The 22,516-nt window shown below is 73.5% G+C and carries 19 protein-coding genes; 9 read left to right on the top strand and 10 right to left on the bottom strand.

Annotated features, from left to right (window positions below):
• The first annotated feature begins 37 nt into the window (after positions 1 to 37).
• Positions 38 to 931, top strand: a complete 894-nt coding sequence (locus tag ACIBI9_RS30865; RefSeq protein WP_397227317.1) for an o-succinylbenzoate synthase — start codon at positions 38 to 40, stop codon at positions 929 to 931.
• Complete coding sequence (gene menD / locus ACIBI9_RS30860) at positions 928 to 2,589, top strand: 2-succinyl-5-enolpyruvyl-6-hydroxy-3-cyclohexene-1-carboxylic-acid synthase (RefSeq protein ID WP_397226906.1); 1,662 nt, start codon at positions 928 to 930, stop codon at positions 2,587 to 2,589. The genes ACIBI9_RS30865 and menD overlap by 4 nt, the downstream gene beginning before the upstream one ends.
• Here menD and ACIBI9_RS30855 read toward each other — a convergent pair.
• Entirely contained in the window at positions 2,586 to 3,479 is an 894-nt protein-coding gene (locus ACIBI9_RS30855) for a 5'-3' exonuclease H3TH domain-containing protein (protein ID WP_397227315.1), read from the bottom strand. The genes menD and ACIBI9_RS30855 overlap by 4 nt on opposite strands.
• Positions 3,479 to 4,750 (bottom strand): PP2C family protein-serine/threonine phosphatase, encoded by a 1,272-nt coding sequence (locus tag ACIBI9_RS30850; protein ID WP_397226904.1) that lies wholly within the window; start codon positions 4,748 to 4,750, stop codon positions 3,479 to 3,481. Before ACIBI9_RS30850 ends, ACIBI9_RS30855 begins: the two co-directional genes overlap by 1 nt.
• A 133-nt stretch (positions 4,751 to 4,883) precedes the next feature.
• Here ACIBI9_RS30850 and ACIBI9_RS30845 point away from each other — a divergent pair, with 133 nt between their 5' ends.
• From ACIBI9_RS30845 to ACIBI9_RS30835, 3 genes are read left to right on the top strand one after another with little or no spacing between them, the layout of a single operon-like run.
• Positions 4,884 to 5,993: a M24 family metallopeptidase gene (locus ACIBI9_RS30845; RefSeq protein ID WP_397226902.1), complete on the top strand. Its 1,110-nt coding sequence runs from the start codon at positions 4,884 to 4,886 to the stop codon at positions 5,991 to 5,993.
• 6 nt (positions 5,994 to 5,999) lie between these two features.
• The gene (locus ACIBI9_RS30840) at positions 6,000 to 6,761 is read left to right on the top strand and encodes a protein phosphatase 2C domain-containing protein (RefSeq protein ID WP_397226900.1); all 762 of its coding nucleotides are present in this window, start codon (positions 6,000 to 6,002) and stop codon (positions 6,759 to 6,761) included.
• 59 nt (positions 6,762 to 6,820) lie between these two features.
• Positions 6,821 to 9,466: an AAA family ATPase gene (locus tag ACIBI9_RS30835; protein WP_397226898.1), complete on the top strand. Its 2,646-nt coding sequence runs from the start codon at positions 6,821 to 6,823 to the stop codon at positions 9,464 to 9,466.
• On the opposite strand, the gene ACIBI9_RS30830 is transcribed toward ACIBI9_RS30835, so the two are convergent.
• The 3 genes from ACIBI9_RS30830 to ACIBI9_RS30820 all read right to left on the bottom strand — a co-directional run bounded on the left by ACIBI9_RS30830 (position 9,459) and on the right by ACIBI9_RS30820 (position 11,930).
• A complete protein-coding gene (locus tag ACIBI9_RS30830) occupies positions 9,459 to 9,932 on the bottom strand; it encodes a hypothetical protein (RefSeq protein ID WP_397226896.1) in 474 nt (157 codons plus the stop codon). The genes ACIBI9_RS30835 and ACIBI9_RS30830 overlap by 8 nt on opposite strands.
• A 5-nt stretch (positions 9,933 to 9,937) precedes the next feature.
• Complete coding sequence (locus tag ACIBI9_RS30825; RefSeq protein WP_397226894.1) at positions 9,938 to 10,519, bottom strand: RNA polymerase sigma factor; 582 nt, start codon at positions 10,517 to 10,519, stop codon at positions 9,938 to 9,940.
• Between the two features lie 73 nt (positions 10,520 to 10,592).
• Positions 10,593 to 11,930 carry a S8/S53 family peptidase gene (locus ACIBI9_RS30820; RefSeq protein ID WP_397226892.1) on the bottom strand — a complete coding sequence of 446 codons (1,338 nt, stop codon included), beginning with the start codon at positions 11,928 to 11,930 and terminating at the stop codon, positions 10,593 to 10,595.
• A gap of 80 nt (positions 11,931 to 12,010) precedes the next feature.
• Between ACIBI9_RS30820 and ACIBI9_RS30815 the strand changes: the two genes are divergently transcribed.
• The 4 genes from ACIBI9_RS30815 to ACIBI9_RS30800 all read left to right on the top strand — a co-directional run bounded on the left by ACIBI9_RS30815 (position 12,011) and on the right by ACIBI9_RS30800 (position 16,937).
• Positions 12,011 to 14,614: a CHAT domain-containing protein gene (locus ACIBI9_RS30815; RefSeq protein ID WP_397226890.1), complete on the top strand. Its 2,604-nt coding sequence runs from the start codon at positions 12,011 to 12,013 to the stop codon at positions 14,612 to 14,614.
• A gap of 109 nt (positions 14,615 to 14,723) precedes the next feature.
• Positions 14,724 to 15,575, top strand: coding sequence for a terpene synthase family protein (locus tag ACIBI9_RS30810; protein ID WP_397226888.1), 852 nt, complete (start codon positions 14,724 to 14,726; stop codon positions 15,573 to 15,575).
• 273 nt (positions 15,576 to 15,848) lie between these two features.
• On the top strand, positions 15,849 to 16,442 hold the full coding sequence (locus ACIBI9_RS30805) for a GTP-binding protein (protein ID WP_397226886.1): 594 nt from the start codon (positions 15,849 to 15,851) through the stop codon (positions 16,440 to 16,442).
• Positions 16,443 to 16,466: 24 nt separating this feature from the next.
• Positions 16,467 to 16,937 carry an Lrp/AsnC family transcriptional regulator gene (locus ACIBI9_RS30800; protein ID WP_397226884.1) on the top strand — a complete coding sequence of 157 codons (471 nt, stop codon included), beginning with the start codon at positions 16,467 to 16,469 and terminating at the stop codon, positions 16,935 to 16,937.
• Positions 16,938 to 17,063: 126 nt separating this feature from the next.
• Here the strand turns inward: ACIBI9_RS30800 and ACIBI9_RS30795 are convergent, their stop codons facing one another.
• From ACIBI9_RS30795 to ACIBI9_RS30775, 5 genes are read right to left on the bottom strand one after another with little or no spacing between them, the layout of a single operon-like run.
• On the bottom strand, positions 17,064 to 18,062 hold the full coding sequence (locus ACIBI9_RS30795; RefSeq protein WP_397226882.1) for an N-acetylglucosamine kinase: 999 nt from the start codon (positions 18,060 to 18,062) through the stop codon (positions 17,064 to 17,066).
• Entirely contained in the window at positions 18,062 to 19,321 is a 1,260-nt protein-coding gene (locus ACIBI9_RS30790) for a 6-phospho-beta-glucosidase (protein ID WP_397226880.1), read from the bottom strand. Before ACIBI9_RS30790 ends, ACIBI9_RS30795 begins: the two co-directional genes overlap by 1 nt.
• Positions 19,318 to 20,223 (bottom strand): carbohydrate ABC transporter permease, encoded by a 906-nt coding sequence (locus ACIBI9_RS30785; protein WP_397226878.1) that lies wholly within the window; start codon positions 20,221 to 20,223, stop codon positions 19,318 to 19,320. Before ACIBI9_RS30785 ends, ACIBI9_RS30790 begins: the two co-directional genes overlap by 4 nt.
• Positions 20,220 to 21,149 carry a carbohydrate ABC transporter permease gene (locus tag ACIBI9_RS30780; RefSeq protein ID WP_397226876.1) on the bottom strand — a complete coding sequence of 310 codons (930 nt, stop codon included), beginning with the start codon at positions 21,147 to 21,149 and terminating at the stop codon, positions 20,220 to 20,222. The genes ACIBI9_RS30785 and ACIBI9_RS30780 overlap by 4 nt, the downstream gene beginning before the upstream one ends.
• Before the next feature lies 1 nt (position 21,150).
• Complete coding sequence (locus ACIBI9_RS30775; RefSeq protein ID WP_397226874.1) at positions 21,151 to 22,497, bottom strand: ABC transporter substrate-binding protein; 1,347 nt, start codon at positions 22,495 to 22,497, stop codon at positions 21,151 to 21,153.
• Positions 22,498 to 22,516 lie beyond the last annotated feature (19 nt).

Below are 22,516 nucleotides of genomic sequence, written 5' to 3'. Positions count from 1 at the left end.
GGTCGTGACGCGTTCTCCCGTGGTCTTCCGCATCCCCATGCGCACTCGGTTCCGTGGGCAGACCGTCAGGGAAGGCGTGCTGCTGCACGGTCCCGCCGGCTGGGGGGAGTTCTCCCCGTTCCCGGAGTACGGCCCGCGCGAGTGCGCCCGCTGGCTGGCGTGCGCCCGCGAGGCGGCCTTCGAGGGATGGCCGGAGCCGGTACGCGACAGCGTCCCCGTCAACGCGACCGTCCCCGCCGTGGGGCCCGAGCAGGCCCATGACATCGTCCGGCGCTCGGGCTGCGGCACGGCCAAGGTCAAGGTGGCCGAGCGGGGCCAGACCTTCGACGACGACGTGGCCAGGGTGGAGGCCGTACGCGACGCGCTCGGGCCGGGCGGCCGGCTGCGGATCGACGCCAACGGCGCGTGGGACGTGGCCGAGGCGGTTCGGCGGCTGAAGCGCCTCGACCGGTTCGACCTGGAATACGCGGAGCAGCCGTGCGCCACGCTGGAGGAGCTGGCGGCGGTGCGGCGGGCCTGCGACGTGCCGATCGCGGCCGACGAGTCCATCCGCAGGGCGGAGGATCCGCTGCGGGTGCGGGCGGCGGAGGCGGCCGACATCGCGGTGGTCAAGGTGCAGCCGCTCGGCGGGGTGCGCGAGGCGCTCAAGGTCGTGGAGGCGTGCGGGCTGCCCGCCGTGGTCTCCAGCGCCGTGGAGACGTCCGTCGGGCTGGCCGCGGGGCTGGCGCTGGCGGCGGCGCTGCCGGCGTTGCCGTACGCGTGCGGGCTGGGCACGATGGCGTTGCTGGCGGGCGACGTGGTGGACGACTCCCTGGTGCCGGTGGAGGGCTCTCTGACGGTACGGCGTCCCTCGGTGGATTTTCAGCATTTGTCGGCTTTTGAGATTGAATCTCCCCAGTGGCTTCGCCGGATGCAGGAGGCGTCACTTTGAACCCCGCTACCGCACTGGCCACGGTCCTGGTCGACGAGCTGGTGCGCTGCGGCCTCACCGACGTGGTGCTGGCCCCCGGCTCGCGCTCCGCCCCGCTGGCGCTGGCGCTGCACGCCGAGTCGCGGGTGCGCCTGCACGTGCGCATCGACGAGCGGTCGGCGTCGTACCTGGCGCTGGGGCTGGCCAAGCGCGGCGAGCGGCCGGTGGCGCTGATCTGCTCGTCCGGCACAGCCGTGGCGAACTTCCACCCCGCGGTGATCGAGGCGAGCGAGTCGGGCGTGCCGCTGCTGCTGCTGACCGCCGACCGGCCGCCCGAGCTGCGCGGCACGGGCGCCAACCAGACGATCGACCAGATCAAGCTGTTCGGATCGGCGACCCGCTGGTTCGCCGAGGTGGGGGTGCCGGAGGACCGTCCCGGCCAGGTGGCCTACTGGCGCTCGCTGGCCTGCCGCGCCTACCAGCGCGCGTCGGGCCCGTCCGACCCGGGGCCCGTGCACCTCAACCTGGCCTTCAGGGAGCCGCTGATCCCCGACGGCGACACCTCCTGGTCCGAGCCGCTCGACGGCGGCGCCAACGGCCCGTGGGTGCGGGCCAGGGTCGCGCCCCCGCCCGTCGCCCTGCACATCGCGCCGACCAGGCGCGGCGTGCTGGTGGTCGGCGACGGCGCGGCCAACGTGCGCCGCTACGTGGCGGCGGCGGGCATGGCCGGCTGGCCGGTGCTGTCGGAGCCCAACGGCGGCGGCCGCTACGGCGACCACGCGATCTCCACCTACCACTACCTGCTGGGCACGCCGGAGTTCGCGGACACCCACCGGCCCGACGTGATCGTGACGCTGGGGCGGCCGGGGCTGTCGAGGCCGCTGCTGTCGTGGCTGAAGCGGGCCGGGGAGCACATCGTGGTGGCGCCCGACCTGGGCCGCTGGCCCGACCCGACCCGCTCGGCCACGCAGGTGGCGCAGGCCGTGGAGATCCCGGTGGCGGCCGGCGACGACTCGTGGCTGCACGCCTGGCGGCAGGCGGACGCGGCGGTCAGGTCGGCCACGGACGCGGTGCTGGACGCGTCGGGCACGAGCGAGCCGCGCCTGGCCAGGGACCTGGTGGACTCGCTGCCCAACGGCGCGCTGCTGTTCTGCGGCTCCTCGATGCCGATCCGCGACCTGGACCAGGCGATGCGGCCCCGGCGCGGCATCAGGCTGATGGCCAGCAGGGGCGCCTCCGGCATCGACGGCGTGGTGTCCGCGGCGATGGGGGCGGCGCTGGCGCACAACGGCCCCTCCTACGCGCTGATCGGCGACCTGTCGTTCCTGCACGACCAGAACGGGTTGATCCTCGGCCCCCGCGAGCCCCGGCCCGACCTGTGTTTCGTGGTCGTCAACAACGACGGGGGCGGGATCTTCTCGCTGCTGCCCCAGGCGGCTGTGCGCGACCCGTTCGAGCGCGTGTTCGGCACGCCGCACGGGGTGGACCTCGCGTACGTGGCGGCGGCCACGCGGACGCCGTACACGCTGGTGGAGGACATCTCCGACCTGTCCAAGGCGCTGCGCGGCGAGGGGCCGCGCGTGGTCGAGGTCCGCACCGACCGCGAGGAGAACGTCCTCGTGCACGCCCGCCTGCGCGAGGCCGCGCAAGAGGCCGTCCGTTCGTACCTGGAGGGTTAGCGGCTCAGCACGTCGAGCAGGCGGTTGAGCGGGCCGTCGAGGCCGTGGCGGTCGGCGAGGGCCACGAGGGCCTCGGGGTCGCGCGGCTTGGCCGGAAGGGTGAGGTCGGTGCCGGGCAGCGGGGCGTCCGAGGCCACCTCGACGACGGCGGGGGCGGCGCTCAGGTAGTCGCGGGCGGCGCCCAGCTTGGTGCGGGCGCCCGCGGGGAAGCCGTCGGTGACGCCCGCGTCGAGGGCCTGGAGCAGGGCGTCGAGCGAACCGAAGCGGGTGATGAGGGCCGCGGCGGTCTTCTCGCCGACGCCGGCCACGCCGGGCAGGCCGTCGCTGGGGTCGCCGCGCAGGGTCGCGAAGTCGGCGTAGGCGCGCCCGGGGATGCCGTACTTGGCGGTGACGAACGCCTCGTCCACGATCTGCAGGTTGCGGATGCCGCGGGCGGTGTAGAGGACGCGTACGGGGCGGGCGTCGTCGACGAGCTGGAACAGGTCGCGGTCGCCGGTCACGATGTCGACGGCGCCCGGGGCCCGGTGGGTGAGGGTGCCGATGACGTCGTCGGCCTCGTAGCCGGGCGACTCCAGGCGGGCGATGCCGAGCGCGTCGAGCACGTCCTGGATGACGGCGATCTGCGGGACGAGCGCCTCGGGGACCTCCTCGGTGTTGCCGTGGGCGACGCGGTGCGCCTTGTACGTCGGGATCGCCTGGACGCGGAAGGCGGGCCGCCAGTCGGCGTCCATCGTGGCCGCGAGCTCGGTGGGGGAGTGCTGGCGGACAAGGGTGGCGATCATGTCGATGAGTCCGCGCACGGCGTTGACCGGAGAGCCGTCCGGACCCTTGATCGACTCCGGCACGCCGAAGAAGGCGCGGAAGTAGAGCGACGGGGTGTCGAGAAGCATCAGCACGGGTCTATGGTCGCACCCTTGACGAGCGGTTCCGCGCTTTGTGCCGGTATGGAGACCGCCAGCAGGCAGGCGTCGTCCTCGGGGTTCGGGCCGCCGATGTCGGCCAGGAGGTGGTCGAGCCCGGAGTCCAGGTCGCGGGCTGGCACGTCGCGGGCGGCGGCCAGCACCAGGTCGAGGCCGACGTCGATGTCGCGGGTGCGCCGCTCGACCAGCCCGTCGGTGAACAGCAGCAGCAGGTCCCCGGGCAGCAGCCGGGTGGTGGCCAGCTCGTACGGGCGGCCCGAGGCGGCGCCGAGCAGCACGCCGCGGGGCTGGCCGAGCTGCCTGGCAACCCCGTCACGCACGAGGATGGGCGCCAGGTTGCCCGCCTGGCCCCAGGCGAACACCCGGGTCTCCGGGTCCAGATGGCCGATGATCGCCGTGGCGGTGGTCTCCTTGAGCTGGTGCAGGACGAGGTCGTTCAGCCAGGTGAGCAGCCGGTGGGCGGGCTGGCCGGTCATGGCCAGGCCGACGAGGGCGTGGCGGAGCTGGGCCATGTGGGCGATGGCGGGCAGGCCGTGGCCGGAGACGTCGCCGATGGCCAGCAGCAGCCGGCCGTCCGGCGCGGGCGCGGCCTCGAACCAGTCGCCGCCGAGGCTCGCGGTCTTCTCGGCGGGCACGTACCGGACCGCGATGGTGGTGTGCGGCAGGGCGAGGCAGCCGGGGTGCTCGGGGAGGATGGCCTCGCGCAGGGCGAGCATGACGTGGCGTTCCTCGGCGGCCTGCTCGCGGGCCTCGAGGAGCTGGCGGCGCGACTCCGACATCAGGCGCTCGGCGCGGCGGCGGCCGGTGATGTCCTGGATGACGCCGTGCAGGCCGATGGGGCCGCCGGGGGCCATGAGGGGTTCGAGGACGACGCGCAGGTCGCGAAGCTCGCCGCGGCGGCGGATGCGGAACTCGGCCTGGACCGGCTCGACGCTCTCCACGGCCGACCACAGGAGCCGGTCGAGCGTGCCCATGTCCGCCTGCTCGACGTGTTTGGCCAGGTCGGGCAGGGCGATCGGGCCGTCGGCCGGGTTGCGGCCGAAGATCAGGTAGACCTGGTCGGACCAGATCGTCTCGCCGCTGTGCATGTGCCATTCAGCCCAGCCCATGTTGCCGAGCCGCTGGGCGTGCGCCAGCCGTGCGGCGAGCATCTCGGCGTCGTTCTCGTGGCCGGGGTGGTCAGTGTGGCCTTTGTTGCTCTTGTGACCGAGCGGCTCGGCCGCGCCTGCGACGTCGACCATGGTCCCACTTTCAAAGATGGACAATTGACCCCACACTACGTGATCAATCTTGAACGGAGTGTAGCGGGGGCTTGCCGTGTTGTGAGAGCTTTTCGCGGATTTTAGGTGGCGCGGTCCGAGTAGATTATGGGCTGTGACGTCCTCAGATCTGTATCCCGTGTCCCGTCTCACCGCCGTCCAGGAGGCCACCGCCAAGGCCGGTCTCGACGCCCTTTTGCTGACGCCCGGCCCCGACTTGCGCTACGTGAGCGGCTACGAGGCCAAGCCGCTGGAGCGGCTGACGTGTCTCGTGGTGCCCGCCTCCGGCGAGCCGTACATGATGGTGCCCCGTCTGGAGCTGCCCGCGGCGCAGGCGTCGCCCGCCTCGCGGCTGGGGCTGGAGTTCGTGGCGTGGGACGAGACCGACGACCCGTACGCCATCGCGGCGGCGCGGCTCGGGCAGGTCGAGAAGGTGGGCCTGGCCGACCGGATGTGGGCCATGTCGTCGCTGCGCTTCCGCGAGGTGCTGCCGGGCGCGGAGCAGGTGCTGGCCGGGACCGTGCTGCGGGAGCTGCGCATGCGCAAGTCGGCCGCGGAGGTGGCGGCGCTGCGCGAGGCGGGGGAGGCGATCGACGCGGTGCACCGGCGGGTGCCGGAGTTCCTGCGTGCCGGGCGCACGGAGCGCGAGGTGGGCCGGGACATCGCCGAGGCGATCCTGGCGACGGGCCACGCGACCGTCGACTTCGTCATCGTCGCCTCCGGGCCCAACGGCGCCAGCCCCCACCACGACGTCTCCGACCGGGTGATCCAGGCCGGGGAGCCGGTCGTGGTGGACATCGGCGGGCAGCTGCACAACGGCTACTGCTCCGACTCGACGCGCACGTACAGCGTCGGGGAGCCGCCCGCGGAGTTCGCCGCGTACTACGAGGTGCTGCAGCGGGCGCAGGACGCGGCCTGCGCGGCGGTGCGGCCGGGCGTCTCGTGCGAGTCGATCGACGCGGCCGCCCGCGACATCATCGCCGAGGCGGGCTACGGCGAGTACTTCATCCACCGCACCGGCCACGGCATCGGGATCGAGACGCACGAGGAGCCGTACATCGTCTCCGGGAACGGCGAGCCGATGGAGCCCGGCTTCGCCTTCTCCGTGGAGCCCGGGATCTACCTGCCCGGCCGCCACGGGGCGCGGATCGAGGACATCGTGGTCTGCACCGACACGGGCGCCGAGCGTCTCAACAACACCCCGCGCGACCTCGTCATCGTGTAGGAGGTCGTGTTCGCGGAGGTCGCCTGCGCCAGCAGGCCCGGGTCCGGGCGGCGCAACGAGGACCTGGTGATCGCGGGGCCGTCGTGGATCGTCGTGCTCGACGGGGCCACGGCCGCGCCCGGGGTCGTCAGCGGGTGCGCGCACGACGTGCCGTGGCTGGTGGGGCGGCTCGGGGACGCGCTGGCGACCGGGCTGGACGCCGATCCCTGCTCGCCGCTGGCGGAGATCCTGGAGGCGGCCATCGAGACGACGATGGCCGCCCACTCCGGCACCTGCGACCTGGACAACCCCGACTCGCCGTCCTCGACGGTGGCCTTGGTGCGGACCGGCCGGAGCGGGGTCGAATATCTCGTGCTGGGCGATACGTCCGTCGTCTTCTCGCTGGCGGGCGGCGGTGTCCGGGCGGTGAGCGACGACCGGGTCGAGGGCCTGCCGGGCGGGCGGCCGTACACGGTGGAGCTGGTGCGGCGGATGCGCAACGCGCCCGGTGGGTTCTGGGTGGCGGGCAGCCGCCCGGAGGCGGCCCGGCAGGGGCTGTGCGGCGTCGTGGCGGACGCGCGCGGCGTCGGCGCGCTCACCGACGGGGTGTCGCGGCTCGTCGACTGGTACGGGTGGAGCTGGCGCGACCTCGTCGCGGCGCTGGACGGGCAGGGGCCCGAGGCGGTGATCGCGGCGGTCAGGGAGCTGGAGAGGCAGCGGGGGCCCGTGCGCGGGAAACGGCACGACGACGCCACCGCCGCCTGGACCCGGGTCGGCGCCTGGCACTGAGGTGTATCAGGGGCCGCCGCCCGCCCTCTGGGAATGCGAGGGCGGCGGAGGGAGTGCGCATGTTCGTCGGCAGGACAGCGGAGCTCGCCCTGCTGGGCGCGGAGCTGCGCGCGGCGGACGGGGGATCCGCCAGGAGGGTGGTCGTCGAGGGGCCCGAGGGGATCGGCAAGACGGCGCTCATCCACCGGCTCGTCGCACCCGGGGGCGTGCGGGTGCTGGCGGCCAGCGGCGAGGAGAGCGAACGGGAGCTCGAACTCGGCGTCGTGCGCCAGCTCCTGGACGAGGCGGCGTATCTGGGGGCGCCCACGGGGGCGGGGCAGGACCCGTGCGCCGCCGGGCAGGCGGTCTGCGAGGCGATCGACGCGCTCCAGGCGCAGGGTCCGCTGGTGGTGCTGATCGACGACGCGCAGTGGGCGGACGGCCCCTCGTTACGGGCCCTGTCCTACGTGCTGCGGCGGACGCGGGCCGGGCGCGTGCTCGTGCTGCTGGCCTGCCGCGACGTCGCCGGGCCGTGGCTGCCGGAGGGGCTGCGGCGGCTCCTGACCGGCGACGACACGCTCCGCATCACGCTGGACGGCCTGAGCGCCGCCGACCTGACCGGCCTGATCGGTCTGGCCGATCCGGAACCTGGCGGGGATGAAACCGCAGACGGCGCCGCGGCGGGCCCGGCCGGCTCGCCGGTGCTCGGACGGGCCGCCGCGCGGCTGCGCGACCACACGCTGGGCAACCCGCTGCACGCCCGTGCGCTCCTGGCCGCCCTCCCCGTCCACGCCCTGGCCGACCCGGGCACCCGGCTGCCCGCCCCGGGCACGTACCTGCGCTCCTTCGCCCGCCGACTGCACGCCTGCGCCCCCGCCGCCCGCGGGCTCGTCGCCGCGTGCGCCGTCCTCGGCGAGAGCAGCCCGCTGCACGTGGCGGCGGCCGTCGCGGGCGGCGTGGACGAGCCGCTGGACGCGCTGGAGGAGGCCGTCGGCGCCGGGTTGCTGCGCGAGCTGCCCGGCCGCCTGGTCGGCTTCGCCGAACCGCTGGCGCGGGCGGCCGCCTACGACGGGCTCGGCGCGGGCGTCCGGGCGCGGCTGCACCTGGCCGCCGCCCGCCTGGCCGAGGAGACCGGTACGGCCCTGCGCCACCGGGCCGCGGCCGCCGGCGGACCCGACGAGACGCTGGCCGAGGAACTGGCCGGATTCGCCGCCAAGGCCGCACAGCACGGGCAGTGGCAGGAGGCCGCCGCCCACCTCGACCTGGCCGCCGGGCTCACCGAGTCGGCCGCCCGCCGCGACGAGCTGTCCACGGCCGTGCTGGAACACGTCCTCGTCGGGGGCGACGTGGTCCGCGCAGCCGAGCTCGCCGCCGTCCGCAACGCCGATCCGCGCCCGGTCCGCCGCTACGTGCTGGGCCGGCTCGCGCTGGCCTCGGGACGCTTCGACGAGGCGGCCGAGCTGCTGGCGCAGGCGTGGCGGCACCGGGAGCCCGGGTTCGCCGCCGACGTGGCCGAGCAGCTCGCCTGGCTGCACCTGGTCAACGGAGACCGGGAGGCGGCGGCGAGCTGGGCGGGCCTGGCGATCGGACAGCCCATCGCGGGCGCGGTCGCCAGGCCGTACGACGTGCTGGCGCTGGGAGGGGCACCCGGCGCCGGCGCGCCGCCCGACGGTCTCACGGCGGCGCTCGCCCACCTGGCTCGGGGTGCCCCCGAGCAGGCGTGCGCGGTGCTCAGGCGGGTCGTGGGCGCGGCGGCGAAGGCCGGGCTGCCGCACCACCGCCTGCTGGCCGCCGCGCTGCTGGCCGTCGCCGAGCACCGGAGCGCGCGCTGGGATGAGGCCGCCGCACGCGCGGAACAGGCGCTCGCCGAGGCGCGGGCGCTCGGGCAGCGGTGGCTGCTGCCGTGCCTGGAGGTCGCGTGCGTGGCGCCGCTGGCGGCCCGCGGCGAGCACGAGCGGGCGCTCGCGCACGCCGGCGCCGCCCGCGCCACCGCCCGCCGCCTGCGCCACGCGATGGGGGAGCGGCAGGCGGAACTGGCCCTGGCCCTCATCGGCGCCGAGCCCGCCGGGCCGATGGACGGGCCGATGGATGGGCTGGTGGACGGGCCGGGTGACGTGTTCGTGCCCGACCCGCGGCCGGGGCGGATCGAGGCGCTGGTGGCCGACGGGCGGCTGGAGGAGGCGGAGCGGAGGCTGGCGGCGTTCGGCGAGAGCGGCCCGGCGGGGCCGCCCGGGCAGGCCGCCCGGCTCAGGCTGGAGGGTCTGCTGCTCGCCGCCAGGAACGTTCCAAACGAGGCCGAGCAGCGCTTCGCCCGCGCGCTCGCGCTGGTGGAGGGAGTGTGCCCGCTGGAGGAGGCGCGCGTGCTGCTCGACCTCGGCAGGCTGCTGCGCCGCACGTGCCGGCGCAGAGCGGCCGCCGACCGGCTCGGCGCCGCCCGCGCGATCTTCCAGCGGCTGGGGGCACGCCCGCTCGTGGACCGCTGCGCGCAGGAGCTGGAGGCGTGCGGGCTGGAGCCGCCGGCGACGGTACGGCTCGGGCTCACGCCCCAGGAGCTCAGCACCGCCACGCTGGTGGCCGGCGGGCTGACGAACCGGCAGATCGCCAGAGAGCTGCTCATCAGCGTCAAGACCGTCGAGTACCACCTCGGCAAGATCTACACCAAGCTCGGGATCGGATCCCGGGTGGCGCTGGCCGCCAAGCTGGGTGACCTGACGACGGTCAGATGAGGATCCAGGTGGTCACCACGGGGCCGCCGCGGTCGGGGCTGACCCGCAGCCGCAGCGGACCGGGCGCGAGCTCGCCCGTGGTGAACCGGCCCAGCTCGTCCGCGCGCACCGGCGTGCCACCGTCCCGCCGCTGCACCACGATCTCGGCGGGCGTACCACCTGACACCCGCCCGACCAGCCGCCTGCCGGTCACCTCCAGCTCCACGACGACCTCCCCGGCGGCGAACGACAGCAGCCGCGCCCGCCCCCCGCCGCGCACCCGGGTGGCCGACAGCTCCTCCCACGAGTCGAACGTCAGCTCGGCCAGCTCCGCGTCCAGCGACCTGAGCGCGTAGGCCAGCATCGCCTCCTCGAACAGCCCGGCCGGGACCGGATCGAGCCGCTCGGCCGTCGCCCGCAGCCGTTCCTCCAGCTCCATGTCCCCGTCCATAGGGTCGTCCATGGCGCCGTCCATGGCGTCGTCCACGCCGTTCACCCCCGGATGCCGTTCACACCGCGCCGGTTCATCAGGGCGGCCAGCCGCTTGAGGCACCGCCCCCTGTTGGGGCCGATGCTGCCGACCGGCATGCCCAGCCCGTCCGCGATCTCCTGGTAGCTCGGCCGCGGCTCGGCGATGAGGACGCGCAGCAGCCGCCTGCAGCGCTCCGGCAGCTCCTCGAACGCGCTCCACAGCTCCTGCTCGCGCTCGGCCTGCTCGTCCGCCTCCTCGGCCTCCAGCAGCAGGAACTCGGGCGAGCGCTCGTCGGAGTCGAGGCCCATCAGCTCCAGGTCGCCGACCGGCAGGGCCCTGCCGCTGGTGCGCAGGACCCGCAGCGCCTCGTGCCTGGCGGTGCTGGCCAGCCAGGAGCCGGCCCGCTCCGGCTCCCGGAGCCTGGTCAGGTGCTCGGCGAAGCGGTACCACGTCGTCTGGCACACGTCCTGGGCGTCGGAGTCGTTCACGAGATAGCCCCGCGCCACGGCCCACACCAGCCCGCTGTAGCGCTGGTAGAGCTCCTTCCATGCCCCGGCGTCGCCGTCCGCGGCAGCCGCGACCAGGGTTGCGGTGTCGTCCACTGCGGCGGCTCCCTATATCTGGGCGGGAAGCCCAATATATTTCGCATACCGCCGCCGGGCGGGTAACTCGCCATCATCGGAGAAAACCGCTCAAATCCGGTACGGCCAGCCGCCCCGCGAGGAGCTGCGCCGCGGCCGCCCGCGAGGACACCTGCTCCTGCGACATGCGGGCCGCGATCATCCCGGCCACGATCGGCGTGGCGAACGACGTGCCGCTCCAGGCCGCCAGACCGGAGAAGGTGGCCTTGTCGCCGTCCTGCAGCGTGGCCACGCAGGTGCAGCCGGGGTAGTGGGCCGGGTCGGCGAAGCGGCAGGTGGTGCGGTGCGGGTAGCCGTACTGGTAGGGGCCCGTGGTGAAGGCGTTGACCAGGCGCTCGCCCGGCGCGTACACCGTGACCCAGTCGCCGTGGTTGCTGAAGCAGGCCCGGCCGAGCCCGTCCTCGCGCAGCGCGCCCACCGACAGCACCACGTCGCCGGAGGCGTTGACCGGCTCCGTGGCGAACGCGGCCGGCCAGAACGGCAGCGTCTCTCCGTCGTTGCCCGCCGCGGCCACCAGAAGCGTGCCGGGGTGGGCGGCCAGCTCGTCCACGAAGTCGGCCAGGCCCAGCAGCGCGCCGGCGTCGGCGGTCCTGGTGCCGGCCGACAGGGAGACGATGTCCGGCCAGCCGTGCTCGTCCAGGATGTGCAGCAGGGTCTGGCCCAGCTCGTCCTCCAGGGCGGCGCCCGCGTACGGGAAGGCGTTGTAGACGCGCACGTCGGCGGCGGGCGCCACGCAGCGCAGCACGCCGGCGATGAACGTGCCGTGGCCCACGTACGGCTTGATCAGGCCGTCGGGGTCGAGCTCGTCGCCCGGGGCGGTGACGTCGCCGTCCACCTTGGGGATGTTCGGGAGGCCCGAGCTCTCGGCCAGCCACTGGTGGTCCAGGTAGTCGTGGACGAGGCCCGTGTCGAGGACGGCGACGCTCACCCCCGCGCCCCGGTCGCGGCCGGACAGAGGCGGGTTGAGCGGCCCGGCGCTCGGGACCGGCTCGTCGCCGGGGCACAGGTTGACGCCCGCGACGGTGACGAAGTGGACCAGGCTCGACGCGATGTCCTCGCGGGCCAGCTGCTCGACGGTCCTGTGCAGGTTCCTGGAGCCGACGGAGAGCCGGCGCATGGAGGTCCGGCCGAGGGTCCTCGGCCCGGCCACGCGGACCGCGTCGGGGCCCGGCTGCAGGCGCTGGACGGTCGCGGCGGCCCGGCCCGCGTCGGCGTCGCGCACCAGGACGTGCCCGGCGAGGTGGGCGAACCGCGGCTGCACCGCGGATCCGGGCGTGGCCCCTTCGGGACCGGCGACCGCGCGCATGCCGTCCGGCAGCGCCGCGTTGAGTATCTCCAACTGCTCCCAGAACCGGGTGTCCGACGGTGTCATCCTCACTTCTTTCTTCCTGGCGTACGTATGTATGAGGCATCACCGGGCCTGCTGATACAGCAGGGGTCTACGATCGTGGCGTGTCCCGGGAAGATCCGCATGACCTGCTGGCCATGGTCTTCGCGAGACCCCGGGAGGCCCTGGCGGCCGCCAGGGCGCTGCTGGCCGACGGGAGCGGGCCGTACGAGTCCTCGATCGCCAGGCAGGCGCTCGGGATCCTGCACCGTGAGTTCGGCGACCTCGAGGCGGCCATCGGGGAGCTGCGGCATGCCGTGCGCCTGGCGCGGCGCTCCGGCTCGGCCGACCGCGAGACCGACGTGCTGGCCACACTGGGCATCGCGCTGCTGCAGTCCGGGCGTACGCGGGCGGGCCTGTCGGCGCTCGACCAGGCCGCCACGCGGGCGGACGGCACGACGCGGGCGCGGGTGCTGTTCCGCCGCGCGGGCGCGCGGTGGATCCTGGGCCGGCACGGTCAGGCCCTCGACGACCTGCGGGACGCGGTGCCCGCGCTGCTGGCGGCGCGCGACACGGTGTGGGCGGCGCGGGCGCTGACCCTGCGCGGGCACGTCCAGCTCGCCCTCGGCGCCGTCCGGCCCGCCGACGCGGACTTCCGCACGGCGCAGGACATGCTGGGCCCGACCCGGCAGGAGCACGACTCGGCGGTGGCCGTGCAGAACCGGGGGGTGGCCGCGTTCCGCACGGGAGACCTGCCCGCGGCGCTCGCCCTGCTGGACGATGCCGAGCAGCGCTTCCGCTCGCTCGGCACGCCGATGTTCGACCTGGTCGTCGACCGGTGCGCGGTCCTGCTCGCCGCCGGGCTGGCCCGCGACGCGCTGGAGCACGCGGACGGAGGGCTGCGGCTGCTGGCCCGGCTGCGCGGCCAGGCGACCCGGCGCGCCGAGCTGCTGCTCATCGCCGCCCGAGCCGCCCTACAGAGCGGCGACCCGGCCACCGCCGGGGAGCGGGCGGGGGAGGCCCGCAGGCTGTTCGCCCGCCAGCACCGCGCGTGGTGGTCCGAGCACGCCCGCCTGATCGTCCTGCAGGCCGAGCACGCCACCCCGGACGTCCCGGCGCGGCGGACCGCGCTGGGCGAGGCCCGGAGGCTGGCCGCGCGGCTGGCCGGGCTGGGGTCGCCGGAGGTGTGGCAGGCCCACCTGCTGGCGGGACGGATCGCGCTCGCCCTGGGCAGAGCGGGAGTGGCCGAGCGGCACCTCGCCAGGGCCGCCGACGTCCGGCACAGGGGACCCGCCACGTCCCGGGCGGGCGGCTGGCTGGCCGAGGCGCTCAGGGCCGAGGCGGCCGGGGATCCGCGCCGCCTGCTGCACGCCTGCCGGGCCGGGCTGGCGCTCATCGAGGAGCACCGGCTCACGTTCGGCTCGTCCGAACTGCACGCGCTGGCCACCGCCCAGGGTGCGGAGCTGGTCACGCTCGCCCAGCGGCACCTGCTGCGCGAGGGGCGGCCCCGCCGGCTCCTGGCCTGGACGGAGCGGTGGCGGGCCACCTCGCTCGCCGTGCCCGCCGTGAGCCCGCCCGAGGACGGCGAGCTCCTGGCCCGGCTCGCCGCCCTGCGCCAGGCCGAGCACCTGCTGGCCCAGGCCCGCCAGGACGGCGCCGCCTCGGCCGCCGCCCTGGAGCGCGACCGCAGCCGCCTGGAGTCCCGCGTACGGTCCGCCACGCTGCACACCAAGGGGCGTTTACGCGGCGGGCGCGAGCGCCGCGACCGCGACGACGACCGGACCGGGCGGCTCCTGGACGCCCTCGGCGGGGGCCGGCTGGCCGAGCTGGTCGCGGTGGACGGCACGCTGCACGTCCTGCTCTGCGGCGACGGCACCGTACGCCGCCACACCGCCGGGCCCATGGACCGGGCCGTCGCGGAGGTCGAGTTCGCCCGCTCCAGGCTGCGCCGCCTCGCCTACGAACGCGACCCCGACCAGGGCGAGCTCCACGACCTGGGCGCCCGGCTGGAGCGGGCGGTGCTCGGCCCGGTCGCGGGCCTGCTCGGCGAGGAGGCGCCGCTGGTCGTGGTTCCCCCCAGCACGCTGCACACCACTCCCTGGGGCCTGCTGCCGTCGCTGCGCCGCCGGCCCTTCACCGTCGCGCCCTCCGCCGGGGCGTGGCTGCGCGCCAGGTCCACGCCGCGCCCCGACGGAGGCCGCATCGTCCTCGTACGCGGCCCGGGAGTCGCCCACGCCGACCGCGAGGTACGCGAGATCGCCCGCCTGTACGCCCAAGCCGACCGTGACGCGTCCCTCCTCGAGGCGGGGCGGGCCACCGCGCCCGCGGTGCTGGCGGCCATCGACGGCAGCCTGCTCGCCCACCTGGCCGCGCACGGCACGTTCAGGGCCGACAGCCCGCTGTTCTCCTCGCTCCACCTCGACGACGGCCCCCTGACCGGCTACGACCTCGAACGCCTGCGCCGCGCCCCCCACCACCTCGTCCTGTCCAGCTGCGACTCCGGCCAGATGGCCGCCGTCGGCGCCGACGAGCTGCTGGGCCTGGCCACCGCCCTGCTCCGCCTCGGCACCGCCGGGATCGTCGCCAGCGTCGTCCCCGTGAACGACGAGACCGCCGTGCCGGTCATGCTCGGCCTGCACGACGGCCTGCGCCGCGGGCTCGGCCTGGCCGAGGCGCTCTGCCGGGCCAGGGGCGACGACGTGTCGTTCATAGCCATCGGGGCAGGCTGATGGGCCATTGATCGGACGCGCGCGATCATGAAACAATTCTCTGACAGATGGATATCGGGGTTTGGGGGACGGTCGCCCATGATCCGCGAGCTGATCGAGCGGCCCTAGGATGCCGGACGACGAGCTGGACGAGGCGTTCGAGCTCGGCAGGACGTGCGCGCTGGCCGCCGAATGCGGCAGGGACCTGCGGCGCTGCGCCCAGATGTACAGCGGGCTGTTCCCCGCGGCGGCCTTCGGCGCCGAGTCCTACACCGCCCTGACCCTCTCCACGGCCTTCAGCGCCCCCTGGGCCAGCGCCGAGCGCCTGAAGGTCGCCAACCGGGCCGCCCTGTGGGTCCTGGCCGTGGACCGCCTCGTGGACCACACCGCGACCACCCGCGAGCAGGTCGACCGGCTGATCCGCGAATGCCTGTCGGTCGCCGACGGCGCCGTGCCCCGCTCGGCGGTGACCCGGTTCCTGGCCGACCTGCGCGACGAGCTGGGCACGGTCAAGGAGTTCGACGACCTGCGGTGGATCTGGCGCGACCAGCTCGCCGAGACGCTGACCGGCATGGGCAGGGCGTGGGTGTGGCGGGACACGCGGACCGTTCTGACGCTGGAGCGCTTTCTCGACAACGCCGACAGCCGCGGCTCGTGCTTCGTCGACGTCTCGCACTGGATCTACACCGCCGACGACTGGGCCAGAACCCACCTGGAGGACCTGCGGGCGGTCAGCAGGCAGGTCCAGCGCTACCTGCACCTGCTCGGCGACATGGCCTCGTACCGCAAGGACATGAGCTGGGGAGACCTGAACGTCCTGGCGCTCGGCGTCAGCCGCGCCGAGGTCACCGAGGCGATGGCCGTCCTGGCCCGCAAGGCCGCCGGGCTCATCGAGCCGGTACGTGCCGGCAGCCCCCGCACCGCCGTCTACCTGCGCAGACAGATCGGCTTCAACGCGGGTTTCGTCGGTATTTCGGGCTGAGGACCGGCGCGCTAAAGTACCTGTCGGATTCCCTGACAAACCCGCTTGACACATTGACCGTCAGATCGGCGAATAAGTGCGCGTCAGACGACAAAACGTGACATTTTGATTCTTGTAAAATATTGCGGCTTGAGTGCAAAATGTGGCGTTGCTAGGGTGTCTGGATGCCAGGCATGTGGAGCGACCTTCTCAACGCACCTTGACAGGTACCACTGACCACGGCACCTCAGGGGCGGGGTTGTGCATGCGCGGGAGAGGTACAGGCGGTGCTGGATGGAATTCGGTCGCTCTGACCGTTGGCGGCTGCCGACAGCGATCAAGATCCTGGTCGCCGGGGGATTCGGTGTGGGCAAGACCACCATGGTCGGCGCCGTCTCCGAGACCCGGCCATTGCGGACGGAAGAGGCGCTCACCCAGGTAGGGACCCACATCGACGACCTGTCGGGCGTCGAGAGGAAGCTCACCACCACCGTGGCCATGGACTTCGGCCGCATCACCATCGCCAACGACTACATGCTCTACCTGTTCGGCACGCCCGGCCAGGAGCGGTTCTGGTTCGTGTGGGACGAGCTGGCCATGGGCGCCCTCGGCGCCGTCGTGCTGGCCGACACCCGCCGCCTCGACGACTGCTTCCCGGCCGTCGACTACTTCGAGAAGCGCGAGCAGCCGTTCATCGTGGCGCTCAACTGCTTCGACGGCTCGAGGCCGTTCACGGTCGGCGAGGTGCGCTCGGCGATCGGCCTGGAGCCGGAGATCCCCATCGTGCGCTGCGACGCCCGCAAGAAGGACTCGGGCAGGGAAGTGCTCATCACGCTCGTCGAGCACGCGATGCGCATGGGGGCCTCACCCGTCGGGACCATGTCGTGACCATGACCGGCTAACCTTTTGGCGATGGAGGAGATCGACCGCCGGATCGTCACGCTGCTGGCCCGCGACGGCCGCATGAGCTTCACCGACCTGGCCAGGGAGACCGGGCTCTCGGTCTCAGCGGTGCACCAGCGCGTACGGCGGCTGGAGAAGCGCGGGGTCGTGCGCGGATACGCCGCGATCATCGACCATGAGGCGGTGGGGCTGCCGCTGACCGCGTTCGTGTCGATCAAGCCGATCGACCCGGCCGCGCCCGACGACGCCCCCGAGCGGCTGGCCCACCTGACGGCCATCGAGGCGTGCCACAGCGTGGCGGGCGACGAGAGCTACATCCTCAAGGTCCGGGTGGCCTCGCCGTCGGCGCTGGAGGACCTGCTCCAGCAGATCCGCGCCTCGGCCAACGTCTCGACCCGCACCACGGTGGTGCTGAGCACCCCGTACGAGCACCGGGCCCCCGAGGTGGCCGGCGAGTTCCCTTCCACCCCGGACACCTGACCGCCCACCCCCGCCGTCAAGCCGCCACCCCGGCTCCCCGCGACTCACCCCGTCGCCGTCACGCTGCTCATCGCGGCCCTGGTCCCAAGTTGCTCCCCCGAACCGCCACGACCTGACAGGGGCCTCTCAGCCCCGGCCAGGCGGCTCGTAGCGGGCGCGCAGGCGGGCCTTGGCGCTCTCCGCCGCCCCGAGGTGCTCCAGGCCGAGCAGGCCCGCGCCCATGATCGGGGGCACGTCGGCCAGCACCGGCTTCGCCCGCGGCGTCCGTACCGCGAAGCAGGAGTCCAGCAGCGACGTCAGCAGCGGATCGCGGGCCGTCAGCATGCCCCCGCCCAGCACCACCTCGGTCGGCGTCTCCAGCAGGCCGAGGCGGCGCAGGCACACCTCCGCCATCACCGTCACCTCCTCCGCCTGCCGCTCCACCAGCGACCTGGCCACCGCGTCCCCGTCCGCGGCCGCCGCGAGCACGCCCGGCGACAGCTCGTGCAGGCGGTCCTCGCTCAGGCGGCCGAAGTGCACCTCCAGCACGAGCTCCTCGACCGTCGCCGTGCCGAAGTGGGACGTGATCAGCCCGGTGAGCGCGGTCGGCACGCCGCGCCCGTCCTCGGCGCGTACCGCGTGCCACAGCGCCTCCTCCGCCAGGCCCTGGCCGCCGCCCCAGTCACCGCTGATCCGCCCGAGGGCGGGGAAGCGGGCCACCGCGCCCGAGGGGGAGACGCCGACCGCGTTGATGCCGGCCCCGCACACCACCGCCACCCCCCACGCGGCCGACGCCCCGGCCCGCAGCAGCGCGAACGTGTCGTTGCGCACCACCACGTCCCCGCCGAACCCCCTGGCCGCGAACTCCCGCGCCAGCGCCTCCTCCTCGACCGGCAGGTCCGCCCCCGCCAGGCAGGCCGACACGTGGTCGAACCCGCCCTCGGGCCCAGCGTCGGACCACGCGTCCGGCCCCAAGGTGGCGAGCGCGTGCCGCACCACGCCCACCGCCGCCGCGACCCCGTCGCGCTGCGGCACGAACGGCCCCGAGCGGCCTGTGGCGAGCACCTCGCCGTGCTCCGAGACCACCGCCACGTCGGTCTTGCTGTTGCCGCCGTCCACCGCCAGCACGAGCCGCGGGCGCCCCACTAGCCCACCGCCCACGGCAGATGCGCGCGGTTCGCCTCGAGGAGCAGGCCCGTCAGCTCCTCGGCGATCTCGTCCTGCCCGACCAGCGGATGGGCGAGCAGGGCGTCGCGCACCCGGTCCGCGCCGCCGTGCAGCGCCGCGTCCAGGGCGAGACTCTCGTACGCGGACACGTGCGCGATCAGCCCGGCGTACAGCGGCTCGACCGGCGGGACCGGCAGCGGCACCGCGCCCCGGGCGCCGACGGCCGCGGGCACCTCGATCACCGCCGCGTCGTCGAGGAACGGCAGCGTGCCGCCGTTGCGCACGTTCACCACCTGGACGTCACCCCGGTCCCCGAGCAGCGACGCGATCAGCGCCACCGCCGCCTCCGAGTAGAACGCCCCGCCGCGCTCCGACAGCAGCTCCGGCTTGGTCACCACGGCCGGGTCCGCGTACATCTCCAGCAGCCGCCGCTCCAGCGCCGCGACCTCGGCCGCCCGCGACGGCTTGGCGCGCTGCTCGCGCACCACGGCGTCGTGCGCGTAGAAGTAGCGCAGGTAGTAGGAGGGGATCGAGCGCAGCCGCTCCAGCAGCTCCAGCCGCAGCCCGAGGCTGTCGGCGATCTCCTGCCCGTGCGAGCGCAGGACGGCCGGCAGGACGTCCTCGCCGTCCAGGTGGACGGCCCGCTCCCAGGTCAGGTGGTTCAGCCCGACGTGGCCGAGCGAGATCCGCGAGGGCTCCACCCCCAGCCAGGCGGCGAAGCGACGCTGGAAGCCGATCGCCACGTTGCACAGCCCGATCGCCCGGTGCCCGGCGTCCAGGAGGGCACGGGTGACGATGCCGACGGGGTTGGTGAAGTCCACGATCCACGCCTGCGGCGCGAGCGCGCGCACCACCGAGGCGATCTCCAGCACGACCGGCACCGTGCGCAGCGCCTTGGCCAGCCCGCCCGCGCCCGTCGTCTCCTGCCCCACGCACCCGCAGCGCAGCGGCAGCGTCTCGTCCACCTCCCGCGCCGCCTGCCCGCCCACCCTGAGCTGGAAGAGCACCACCTGCGCCCCCGCGACCCCCTCCTCCACCGAGGAGGTGGCCAGCACGCGCGCCGGGTGCCCCGCGTGCGCCAGCATCCGCCGCGACACGCCCGCCACCAGCTCCAGGCGCGCGGTATCGGGATCAATCAGGGCGATCTCCGTCACCGGCAGCTCGTCGCGCAACCGCGCGAAGCCGTCGACCAGCTCAGGCGTGTACGTCGAGCCGCCCCCGACCACGGCCAGTTTCAACCCTTCACTCCCGTCAAAGTCACGCCCTCGATGAACACTCGCTGGGCGAAGAAGAACACGATGATCACCGGTGCGGTCACCAGCAGCGTGGCCGCCATGGTGAGGTTCCACTGAACGCTGTGGAACGCCTTGAACGTGGCCAGGCCGAGCGACAGCGTCAGGTGGTCCTGTTCGACGCCGGCGTACAGCAGCGGCCCGTAGTAGTCGTTCCAGCAGTAGAAGAACTGGAACAGGGCGACCGCCGCGATGGCCGGGCGGGCCATCGGCAGGATCACCCTGACGAGCGTGGTGAAGTCGGAGCAGCCGTCCACCCTGGCCGCGTCGGTGTAGTCGCGCGGGATCGTGACCAGGAACTGCCGCAGCAGGAAGATCGAGAACGCGTCCCCGAGCAGCATCGGCAGGATCAGCGGCCACAGACTGTCCGTCAGCCCCAGCCGCGCCCACACCAGGTAGATCGGCACCGCGATGACCTGCGGCGGCAGCATCATCGCGGTGATCACCAGCAGGAACGCCAGCCGCCGCCCGGGAAAGCGGAACTTGGCCAGCGCGTACGCCACCGGCACCGACGACACCACCGTGAACACGGTCCCGAGCACCGCGTACATGAGCGTGTTGGCCGTCCACCGCAGCAACATCGACTTCTCGAACACCACGGCGAAGTTGTCCCAGTTCCAGCTGTGCGGCCACAGGTCGCTGGTCAGCGCCTGCTGGTCGGTCATCAGCGCGGTCAGCGCCATGAACACCACCGGCGCCAGGAACATCAGCGCCAGCGCGATGGCCAGCGCGTGCGTGGCGATCCACACCAGCACCCGCCGCCTGCGGGCCCGGACGCCGTCCCGCCGGGCGTGCGCGGCCACCGGACGGGGCGGCGCGGTGCCCGGGTCCACGATCGTGGCGCTCATGATGCCTCCTCGGCCCGGCGGAACTGCCGCAGCAGGATCAGCGTGAAGATCATCGAGGTGGCGAACAGAAGCAGCGCGAGCACGCACGCGTACCCCATGGAGAAGTCGCGGAAGCCGGCCTGGAACAACCACTGCGGCAGCGTCAGCAGCGACTCGTCCGGGTAGCCGGGCGAGAACGAGCTGCCCGGCGAGTCGGTCTCGCCCGAGGCCACCCGGGAGGCGATCATCGCCTGCGTGAAGTACTGCAGGGCGTAGATGACGTTCGTGACCAGGGAGAACATCAGCACGGGCGCGATCGCGGGCAGCGTCACGCTGCGGAACTGCCGCCACGGGCCCGCCCCGTCGATGGCCGCGGCCTCGTACAGGTGCTTGGGCACGTCCAGCAGCGCCGCCATGAAGATCACCACGAGCTGGCCGCAGCTCCACAGCGACAGCAGCGTCAGGCTCGGCTTCGACCAGGCAGGGTCGCCGAACCAGTCGGGCCCCTGGACGCCGAACAGGGCCAGGAACTGGTTCCACGGCCCGGTCGCCGGGTTCATCAGGAAGACGAACGTGATCGTGCCGGCCGCCATCGGCACCAGCGACGGCAGGTAGAAGATCGTGCGAAACAGCCCGACGCCGGCCTTGAGCCGCACCACGAGCTGCGCCAGCGCCAGCGAGCACAGCACGGTCGCCGGCACCATGATGATCACCAGCCACAGCGTGTTCTTCGCCGAGGTCAGCACCCTGGGGTCCTGGAACAGGTAGCGGTAGTTGTCCAGGCCGGTGAACTCGAGGGTGTACATGTCGTAGCGGTGGAAGGAGAAGTACACCGTGGACAGCAGCGGGTAGACGAAGAAGATCGACACCCCGGCGATCCACGGCGACAGCCACACGAGGGCCCGCAGGCCCTCGCGGCGCCGCCACACGTGAGCGAGCGCGGCCACCTCAGCCCCCGGACAGCTTCAGCTTGTCGTCGATCTGCTTGTCCACGCCCTTCAGCCCGGCGTCCAGATCGGATACGGAACCCTTCTCCCACTTGGTCATGAACGTGCTCATGACCTCCTGGTTGAAGACGCTGTTCACGCTGGCGGGGATGGTCGAGGTCTTCGGGTGGGCGAAGATGTTCAGGAACGTCGTGAAATTGGCGTCCTTGGCCAGGTCGGGGGACTCCATCGACGCCTTCGTCGTGGGCACGTTGCGCAGCGCGTTCGACAGCGTCACCAGCGAGGCGGTGTCGGTGGTGAGGTGCTTGACCAGCTCCCACGCCTGCTGCGGGTGCTTGGCGCCCTTCGGCACGCCGATCACGGTGCCCGCGGTGAAGCCGCTGCCGTACAGGTCGGGCCGGTCGTCGGCGACGGGCAGGGGAGCGGTGCCGTAGTCGAGGTCCTTCGCCTCGTTGGCGATCATGGCGTTACGCCACTCGCCGTCCAGGACCATGGCCACCTTGCCCTGGTAGAACGGGTGCTTGGCGCTCCACTCGTCGCCCAGGCTCTTGCGGAACTTCTCCAGGTTGGCGTAGCCGTACCAGTCGACGAGCTCCTTCTGCCAGGTCAGCAGCCGCTTCCAGGCCGGGTCGGCGCCGATGGCCGAGGTGCCGTCGCCGTTGTACCACTTGGCGCCGACCATGGGGGCCAGGTGGGTGGGGCTGTTCTCGTAGTACTGGACGCTCGGGATGAACCCGGCCACCTTGATCGTGCCGTCGGGGTCGCGCACGGTGAGCTTCTTGGCCAGCGCGGTCAGCTCGCTCAGCGTCTTGGGCGGCTGGCTGCCCTTCATCAGCGCCTTGTTGTAGTAGAGCCCGTACGCGTCCGCCAGCAGCGGCAGCGTGCACTGCCTGCCCTCGAAGCCCGAGTACGAGCGCGCCACCTCCGGCAGCACAGACAGGTCGATCCCGTCCTGCTTGATCACCGGAGTGAGATCCTGGAACGATCCCGACTTGCACCATTGGGCAACGCTGTCGGTGGTGAAGGACGCCGCCACGTCGGGTGCGTTCCCGCCCCGGATGGCCTGGGTGATCTGGTCGTCCTGCACGTTCTTGACGGCCTTGACGGTGATCTGCGGAAATTTCTTATTGAAGCCCGCGATGGCCTCCTCGAACGCCTTGACCTCGGCGTCCGTGGAGAACCCGTGCCACAGCTCCAGCGTGGCCGCCGGGAGCGCCTGCGAGGCCGAGCCTGAGGGCCTGGGCTGGGCGCCGAGCGACGGCCCTGCCTGTTTGTTCGCGGTGCACCCGGTCAGGGTGCAGGCGGTCAGCGCGAGAGCCGCGGCGACCGACAGAGGGACGAAGCGCACGGGGGGTGCCTCCTGCCGT

This window comes from Nonomuraea sp. NPDC050451 (genome assembly GCF_044458585.1).
This window is presented reverse-complemented; position numbering and strand designations above follow the sequence as displayed.